General features: G+C 67.5%; 1 protein-coding gene and 1 pseudogene. One reads left to right on the forward strand and one right to left on the reverse strand.

Features of this window, described 5'->3' with window-relative positions:
- Positions 1–436: 436 nt before the first annotated feature.
- On the reverse strand, positions 437–712 hold the full coding sequence (locus U9980_RS20820; protein WP_322769460.1) for a hypothetical protein: 276 nt from the start codon (positions 710–712) through the stop codon (positions 437–439).
- Between the two features lie 3 nt (positions 713–715).
- Between U9980_RS20820 and U9980_RS20825 the strand changes: the two are divergent.
- Positions 716–1494, forward strand: a pseudogene (locus U9980_RS20825) (hypothetical protein); the annotation flags it as partial.

Genomic DNA, 1494 nt, shown 5'->3' on the forward strand with positions numbered 1-1494 from the left:
CCGACCGCGCGCATCCGAACGCGCAGTTCGTCCTGTTCAACCCGTTGGCCGGGTTTGCCCATGACGACGCCACGCCCCTTCCCCTCATCGTCGCTGGCCCCATTCCAAGCGGGACATGTCCATAGTAGTGGATTGATCACAGATACGGCATTGCGTGTGGGCACCGCCGCGAACGCTGCCCGCATCCATCGACGTATCCCCAGATCGGCAGAGGCGGAGCGTTGAAGTCCACCCGCCGACGCCTTCCGCCGTACCCTGCGCCTGCTCGGCTACCAGCGACACCTGGATCGCCGCCTTCGAGCCCGCCGGTCAGCTACTGGCGCAGCTGGCCCGAGGCTGGACAGCTTCAGCGCGGACTGCGCGCCGTGCTCGCCCACCACGTCACACCTTGCGTCCATACTGCCATGCTCCGTGGCCAAAAGTGGTACTAATCGCGTCATGAAACAACATCACGAATGGTGGCCCGCACGCACGCCTGTACGGCGCCCGGGTCGGCAAGGCGTTCGGCGAGGGTCTGTCTGCCGAGTTCACCCGGGACCGCCGCGGAGAAGACGACGCGCTGCTGCGCGCAGCCGAGGCCCACAACCTCGGCGCGCTGATCGCCAGCGACTGCGGCCTGCCCGACCTCGCCCGCCGCCTCTGCTGGCACCAGATCGACACCCTCCCGCTCCGCCGCCCGCTCGACGCAGCGACGGCGAAACTCGCCCTCCAACCATTGATCAACCTGGCTCGGCTGCGGCTACGCGCCGGAGACGGCCTCGCCGCCTACCAGATGCTCACCACGCTCTACGGCGCAGTCACGGCAAGAACCACCGCCACCATCGACGGTCAGACATTCGCGTTCGACGACTTCGTCACTGCCACCGACCACCCCGAGACCGTCCGCTGGCTATGGACCGTCCTGCTCGCCGACGGCTCCCGCGCCCTGACCCGAACCGGCCACTGGACCATGGCCCTGGACCACCTCCACCGCCACAAGGGCATCGGCCAGCGCCTCCTCGACGGCCGCCAGACCGCGATCCTCGCCCACCACGCCCACCGAGACCATCACACCGCCGAGCAGTTACTCACCACCACAACGATCATCCAGCCCTGGGAGAAGGCCGTCGCCACCTGCCTCGGCCTCCTCGACCGGCACCTCACAGGTCGCCAAACCCCTGACGACGACAGGAGCACGATCGATGATCTCCTTCCGCCAAACGACCCCGTACACCTGACGTTCCACATCCAGCTCGGCCTGTGCCTCCTCGACCTCGCAGACACCTCCCAGCAACTGCGACCAGTTCTCGACACGATCATTGACGGTGCCCTGGAGAGCGGGGACGCCTACGCCGCCCGCAACCTTCTCACCCACCCGGCCGCCCGCAGCTACCTCAGCGGCGACCAACTGGCGCTGCTGAGCGAAAGACAGCGACAGTCCGGCCTCGGCAACGGCCACATCCCCGACTCGCTACGCAGACGGCTTCTCGACGCCCTCGAACTCGCTACCTCCGG

Source organism: Protofrankia sp. Cr1, from assembly GCF_963555865.1.
Classification (GTDB): Bacteria; Actinomycetota; Actinomycetes; order Frankiales; family Frankiaceae; genus Protofrankia.